We start from the raw sequence: 6,088 nt of genomic DNA on the forward strand, positions 1-6,088 counted from the left end.
GCCTTGCCGGCGCTTTGAGCGAATCGCACATCGCGCTCGCGCAGCGGCGGCACGAAACCGGTCACTGGACGGAATCTCTTCGCCGTGACCGACCATCCAGATGGAGGATCCTGCGGTCACGGCTCGGCACGACAATGCGGAACTCGGCGTAACTGGAATGCACCTGATCCGGCTCCGCAATGACCGACTGGCGCGCTACATTATCAAGCCCTTCGTACCGAAATGTGACGCTTGCCTCACCAATCAGCGCGTCAGGGGCACGACCGCGACGGCTACGCGTGGTGCCGCGCACCTCGAACATGTCTCGGAAATCGGCATCGAAGTCGAGACGGACCGGCAACGCAATCTCGCGCGAGAAGTAGTTGGTGAAGGTAATGCGCTCGAGCAACGGGGGGTCTTCGCGCGAGCCAGTTATCCGGTCTCCCGCTCAGAAATTTCTACCAAATATTCCGACCTCCTGATGGAACCCATTCGTTGCGGGCGAGTTGCGGCTCATTGGGACGGACTTCCCGAACATGACAACGAGCAACAAAGCAGACCATCAGTCTGTCTCCGGAGCGTTTCGGAAACTGATCCGTTCCGAAGGCTATCGTCATCACGTACAAACGTTCTTAAATCTGGAGGTCGAACCAGAACTGCCGCCCACCCTACAGTCATTACTTGCGGCTATTGATCGGGCCAAACAGGGCCCGACGGAAGAAGGTCCCTAGCCGGCTGGCTGGGCGTCAGGTCAAAGAGTATAGAGGCTCGCTTCGTGGCTTGTCCCCCTGATTCCCACTCAGAAGTCTATCAAACATTCTTCTTGATTTTTCCCGACAGAGGATCATGAATGTTCCCCTTGGGTTCTCGCTGAGGTGGGAGGCCTTGTATGAACGTTTGGACGAACTGCCGACCCGACAAAGTGACTGCCAAACACCTTGTTCACGAGCTGATCCTACAAGCCCGTCGCGGCCAAATCATCTCCGTCAAAGAGACTATCGCAGCGGTGCGCCGAGACGGGCCACATCTGGTGGAAAGTGACTGCGAGCTGGTGGAGCTTATCGTCGACCTTGCCCCAGCCTTTGGCATGTTCGTTGCGTTCGACATTCGCGAATAGCCTCGTAGCACCCCATTGGTTCTCCCCTGCGGTGTACGTCAGGACAGACCGACCTGGGATTGTGGGAGAAAGGCGGCTCGAGGCGCGTCAATAGGATCGAGGAGGAACATGGGGGTCTTCGCGAGCCGGTGTCCGATCCCCACCACAGAAATTCTACAAACATTCCTGACTGTGGCGGCCCAGCGCCGTACCAATTTGTACAATTCGTACATGGCCTTGATGCCGCTCAGGTAGGGAGTAGAGTCACCCTTCGGCGTGTCCCTGGGGAGGGCTGGATGAGCGTCGCGCGAAGGGTCGGTCCGTTTCTAGAACAAGCAATTACTGTACTCCTCAACAGGGCGGACCGTCGCGACACGGTCTCGATCAAAGCGGCACTACGCGAAGCTCGGGAGACTGCGCCTTATTTGGTGGCCTCCGACGAAGAACTAACCGAGGCAATCGTCGAGGCAGCAACTGCCATGGGCCTCTGCGTGGCTTTCGACGCCCAGGAGTAGCTGTCAGCCAACTTCGCTTGTCGTGACCTGGCAATGGCGACCGTGTGCTGCCATTCATTCTCGACATTCCGGCCTTGGCGTGACAGCCCTCACATTAACGCTCTCGCCGAGGACGAATAAGCATCGGATGCCGCAGATTTCCGAATGGTCCTTTGAGGCGATCGCCGCAATGGCTAGACCGACTACAAGCGAAATGACTAGGGCGACACCCACCGGAAGATGATGCATACCGGCTTCGTACCGACCGCTCGGATAAACGTCGATGAACGTTTGGAAACACCCGTCACGGACTCAGACCATCCCTAACAAATGGTTAGCCGTCCTCGTCGCTGAGCCGGTTCATAGAGAGGAAACCCGCTAGCCGCCCTAAGGCCCCTTCATGGCTCGCCACTGGTTCAACCCTCCGGTCCCCGTCAAGACCGAGCGTCCCGGGATCATCCGCAACGTCAACAACGCCGAGGCAGCCGGCGAGGAGCTGATGAAGTGGACCAAGCGTGGCCCTTGGTGGGACCTCGCGGTGCGCGTTTGCATGGCCTGCATTGCCGACGAGATGGAACCTGAGGAGGCACGGAAGGCATTCCTGGCCGCTGCAAAAGAGGAGGGGACATTACTCCCCCCAATGACAACCAGCTAACTTGAACTGCGGTAAAGGTTCTCTGACCAACACCGCCTTCGCGAAAGGAGCCCGCCGCCCGTGAGAGAAAGGCGACGGACCCCCACAGCGGCTGCACATCCAAGAAGGACCGCTGCGAGTTCTAAACCCGCGAGGGCCTACATCGTTCCTTAGCTGCGGCTAAAGCGGGGTTGGTCAGCGGGCTCTTGGCGCTCTAAGTTCCCCCTTATGGGTCCCCTCTGGTTCGCTCCCCCGGTCTACGTGAAGACGAAACGTCCGGGCATTCGCAATGGGGTCAGCCACGTCGAGGGAGCCGCCGAGGAACTCATGGGGTGGGACACAAAGGGCCCGAAGTGGACCAAGGCGGTCCAATCCTGCGTCGATGCGTTCCAGGGCAGCGCCTCCCCCCAAGAGGTGCGTGAAGCCTTTGAGGCGGCTGCCAAGGAGGCCAACGTGTATCTCTCCCCTGAGTAGGAGGTATCATGGCGCCCATCTGGTTCGTCCCTCCGGTGTTCGTGAAGACTGAAACCGGTGTCAGGCATGGCTGCAACAATGCGAAGGAAGCCCTTGAGCAGCTCAAGATGTGGACCCGGCGAGGGCCTCGCTGGCATAAGGCGGTGACCCTCTGCCTCCAAGCTCGAGGCTTTTCCCTTCACCCGCTACGGACCGCGGCCGAGGCGGCGAGAAAAGAGCGGCTTCGGCAACTCAACGAGACAATGCGCTCAGACAACGGGCCGGACGGCTGGATGTCACGATGAAAGGAGAGCCCTCCACCGTGAGGCAGTGGGCGAAAACCTTGCATTTCATCACGTTTGCACCTCCCTCGACTTGAGCCATCACAAATGCTCTGATCCTCCTTCCTTGGGAGGGGGCAACCATGTTTCGACTCGTCGCCGCTGCGGCGATTGCCGGCATTCTGATGCTGACGGCGCCGATCGTCATGCGCCCGGATCCGCAATACCCTGGTCGACAATCCCGGTCGAGGGCTGCTGCAAGACGTGCTCCGCCGGCAAGGCGTGCGGCGATAGCTGCATCTCGAGGGAGAAGAACTGCCACAAGGCGCATTGGTGCGCGTGTGAAGATCACTAACAGCCCTGATACCGGCTGTGGACACGCCATTGTGCGAGCAGTGGGAGCGGACCCTATCAGCGCATGAAGGGACTAGGATACGCATGACGACGCTTCAATCCGCCATGCAAGTGCTTGTCCGCCGCCAGGGTGAACAGAATAAGGAACACCAGCGTGTTCTTGAGGAATTGTCGTTGAAGGCGGAAAGGAACTGCGTCCAGAAGAGAGGCGCATAGCGCCGTGACGTCATCAGATGGCTAGTCGTATGGCCGTTCGTGGCGATTTCCATTGGGGCGGCTTCCATTGGGCAAGACCGTTGAAGATCGTGGTCGTATCGATCAGCGGTCTTGCGCGGTTTGAGCTTCTTGTACTGGGAACCCGGTTAGACTTCGTTACTGCGGCTCAAATCGATCAGCGGCTTTTGGGGTGGGGTCTTCTAGCCGGTTCATGAAGCGGCTTGCGCCATGAAATTGATGGCGCCGTCATTATCGAAGCGGGCGAAATTGGCATGGTGAATGTTTGCAGGCGCTTGAACCCTTGGGAGCATAGCTGTTGGAGGTCATCGATATTGTCTTTTGGTTTCAGGGTGAGATTGCGCCGGCGTTTGTCTGTCTCCAGGCCGGATACAATCAAGCGGTCTTGCGACGGTCCGGACGAACGCAGCGTCAGCGCTGCTCCGCAGCAGCGCGCTGCAGACGGCGGTCGCCAGCCAGCTTGAGGCGCAGTTGCCGCAACCACTCGCCATCCTCTCCGAGCGGATCGCAGGACAGCTACGCGATTCTGAGCACTGCCAAATCGGCCTAATTTTCCGCTGCCGAATGGACGATGAGACGCGTAAGCGAGTTTCCGGACCGGAAGCTATGCGTTGGGTTGCCCAAACGATGCAGAGGCGCTGCTGTGTTGGCGCGACACGCTCGACCGCAGGTGCGGACGGCATAAGAATTTTGGAGAGGCCCGTGGTGACTGGGGATTGCGCCGGTATTGGCGACGCGCGAAGACTGGGTCGATATCTGGGCGAAGGCAGCCCCTGCGACGCAACAACTTCATACCGGAGAATGGAGGCCGCGCTGGGAGGTTGTTGGTTAGGCTACCAACTCAAAGTGATTGTCCGGGAGAGTTCGGCGATGTCGCCATAGATCATCGAACCTGTGACGAGAAAACATTCATCACCGAGGACTTCGAAGGGTGAGCTTGACGCGGTACAAACCGGCAGGTTCTTCGAATTGGCCTACGTGCCGAGCGTCGCGGTTTCGACCTTACGGTCCTTGGCTTCGGCACAGCCGACACTGATCGCGAGGATTGCGATAGCAATGAGAGTCGTCTTGCTCATATTTTGCCCCTGGAGCCAGCTCTTGTCGGGTAAGTCGCGCGATGCATCAAAATAGCACCGGCCCACGATCGGCTTCATCCATCGATTGGAGGAAGCAGGCTCATCCATAATTAGCAATATCTTGAGTAAGGCACCGAGCGCACCAGACTCATGGAACGGCGCGCGGAATTTCCATTCGTGACGAGGTGGCGATCCCGGCCGCCTTCGCAAACGGGTCATTCAGCACTGCGTAAACGTCTCGATTCCGAGCTATAGCTTTCCGCATTCGATCATCGATCATACCAAGGTGAAGAAGGGGCAGCAGATCGAGCTTACCGGAGAGATCACGCGCGTAGACGAGGAAGGCGGCAGGGTGACCGTCGATCTGGGACCACTGGTGACGATCGACATCGACAAGGTCAGGCTGGTCGAGAAGTACAGGACGCCAAAGCGCAAGAAGCCGCTGCGCGACATGGTGGATTAGCTCGCGGACCGCCACTTATCCACGCGACATCGGTACCACTCAAACGAATGGCAATTTTCCGTCTGAATGCGTTTAGGGTCCATGCTCGGAGACCACGCATGGGTATCGCGCGGGAGACAGTGACTCCCCGTTTCAAGGCGTCGAGATGCTACGAGCACCGAAAAGTCAGTTCCTTAGACCTAAAGATCGGGCGATCTGCCAGCGGGTTGTCGACCAGGTAACCGCCGACGCCAAATGGTACAGCACCCCGATAGACGGTCAGATTCTGGCCTCGACCACGCTGAATCTCTTTCAATCAGGGGTCGTAAACGAAACGAATTTGCTGGCACATGTTCGCGCGCGGCGCCACGACTTCACTAAACTGACAGGCTAGTTCTTCACCCTCGCGACATAGGCGCGAAATGTGGTTCTTCGTAGTCCGCCGGCCTATTGTTAAGCAGATTGAGCGCCCGCTTTATGTCCCGATGCAGATGGTCGATCGCTTCCCAATGCTCGCCAAATGGCTTGAGCGACAACTGCGCGTCGCGGAGTTCTACCGTCAGAAGCCACGCCTATCGTTCAATTTTGGCGAGGTGATATTCGGAAACGGCTTCGTGTCGGCGAGGGTGCGGCATCCCTCAAAATAGGAATATATTCCGCATGCCGTCAAGGCAAATAGACTTCGTCCTGCCCTCAGCGCCTGCTAGCCGCGGGCATTTTGGGGGAAGCATGAATCAAGTTATGTGCGTTTGTAGCCATCAGCGTTTTGTCGGGCTGCGCTACTCGCCCAGCCGACATCAAGCCCACGCTGGTTTCGTCCGCGTATACGCGGGCAAGTCCTGCAGCCAGTTGGAAGCCGAACTTTACCGAACGAGTTCCGACCTCGCGCCGATAATGGCCATACAAGACAGAACCGCCCGCCATGATGTGGACGGCGTGTTTTGGCTTGGCTTGCCGGTTGGCAGCATGATGGACAACACAGACATCAAGGTACGTGAAGCCAAGAGCCGAGCTGAAGGGCAACATGGACGCGATCAACGCAGCC

At 58.2% G+C, this 6,088-nt stretch carries 9 protein-coding genes; 6 read left to right on the plus strand and 3 right to left on the minus strand.

The window, feature by feature from the left end:
* Positions 1 to 61 precede the first annotated feature (61 nt).
* Positions 62 to 388 carry a glycogen debranching N-terminal domain-containing protein gene (locus NKH43_RS11640; RefSeq protein ID WP_023722971.1) on the minus strand — a complete coding sequence of 109 codons (327 nt, stop codon included), beginning with the start codon at positions 386 to 388 and terminating at the stop codon, positions 62 to 64.
* A gap of 480 nt (positions 389 to 868) precedes the next feature.
* On the opposite strand from NKH43_RS11640, the gene NKH43_RS11645 reads away from it, so the two are divergent.
* The 4 genes from NKH43_RS11645 (at position 869) to NKH43_RS11660 (ending at position 2,677) form a co-directional block, all read left to right on the plus strand.
* Entirely contained in the window at positions 869 to 1,096 is a 228-nt protein-coding gene (locus tag NKH43_RS11645; protein WP_352469337.1) for a hypothetical protein, read from the plus strand.
* A 275-nt stretch (positions 1,097 to 1,371) separates the two neighbouring features.
* The gene (locus tag NKH43_RS11650) at positions 1,372 to 1,590 is read left to right on the plus strand and encodes a hypothetical protein (protein ID WP_352469336.1); all 219 of its coding nucleotides are present in this window, start codon (positions 1,372 to 1,374) and stop codon (positions 1,588 to 1,590) included.
* 379 nt (positions 1,591 to 1,969) lie between these two features.
* Positions 1,970 to 2,224 carry a DUF982 domain-containing protein gene (locus NKH43_RS11655; protein WP_352469335.1) on the plus strand — a complete coding sequence of 85 codons (255 nt, stop codon included), beginning with the start codon at positions 1,970 to 1,972 and terminating at the stop codon, positions 2,222 to 2,224.
* A gap of 207 nt (positions 2,225 to 2,431) precedes the next feature.
* The gene (locus tag NKH43_RS11660) at positions 2,432 to 2,677 is read left to right on the plus strand and encodes a DUF982 domain-containing protein (protein WP_352469334.1); all 246 of its coding nucleotides are present in this window, start codon (positions 2,432 to 2,434) and stop codon (positions 2,675 to 2,677) included.
* A 1,822-nt stretch (positions 2,678 to 4,499) separates the two neighbouring features.
* On the opposite strand, the gene NKH43_RS11665 is transcribed toward NKH43_RS11660, so the two are convergent.
* Entirely contained in the window at positions 4,500 to 4,820 is a 321-nt protein-coding gene (locus tag NKH43_RS11665) for a hypothetical protein (protein ID WP_352858177.1), read from the minus strand.
* A 67-nt stretch (positions 4,821 to 4,887) separates the two neighbouring features.
* Between NKH43_RS11665 and NKH43_RS11670 the strand changes: the two genes are divergently transcribed.
* Positions 4,888 to 5,064 carry a hypothetical protein gene (locus NKH43_RS11670; RefSeq protein ID WP_023680685.1) on the plus strand — a complete coding sequence of 59 codons (177 nt, stop codon included), beginning with the start codon at positions 4,888 to 4,890 and terminating at the stop codon, positions 5,062 to 5,064.
* A 401-nt stretch (positions 5,065 to 5,465) separates the two neighbouring features.
* Complete coding sequence (locus tag NKH43_RS11675; protein WP_352858180.1) at positions 5,466 to 5,690, plus strand: hypothetical protein; 225 nt, start codon at positions 5,466 to 5,468, stop codon at positions 5,688 to 5,690.
* A 46-nt stretch (positions 5,691 to 5,736) separates the two neighbouring features.
* On the opposite strand, the gene NKH43_RS11680 is transcribed toward NKH43_RS11675, so the two are convergent.
* On the minus strand, positions 5,737 to 6,088 hold a 352-nt coding region (locus NKH43_RS11680; RefSeq protein WP_352858183.1), incomplete at its 5' end, for a hypothetical protein.

Source organism: Mesorhizobium sp. M1163, from assembly GCF_040318415.1.
GTDB lineage: Bacteria > Pseudomonadota > Alphaproteobacteria > Rhizobiales > Rhizobiaceae > Mesorhizobium.

Excerpts from the sequence above, each read along its gene's own strand:
- NKH43_RS11645 (WP_352469337.1), top strand. The coding sequence starts at position 869 with ATGAACGTTTGGACGAACTGCCGACCCGACAAAGTGACTGCCAAACAC.
- NKH43_RS11650 (WP_352469336.1), top strand. The coding sequence starts at position 1,372 with ATGAGCGTCGCGCGAAGGGTCGGTCCGTTTCTAGAACAAGCAATTACT.
- NKH43_RS11655 (WP_352469335.1), top strand. The coding sequence starts at position 1,970 with ATGGCTCGCCACTGGTTCAACCCTCCGGTCCCCGTCAAGACCGAGCGT.
- NKH43_RS11660 (WP_352469334.1), top strand. The coding sequence starts at position 2,432 with ATGGGTCCCCTCTGGTTCGCTCCCCCGGTCTACGTGAAGACGAAACGT.
- NKH43_RS11665 (WP_352858177.1), bottom strand. The coding sequence starts at position 4,820 with ATGACCCGTTTGCGAAGGCGGCCGGGATCGCCACCTCGTCACGAATGG.
- NKH43_RS11675 (WP_352858180.1), top strand. The coding sequence starts at position 5,466 with ATGTGGTTCTTCGTAGTCCGCCGGCCTATTGTTAAGCAGATTGAGCGC.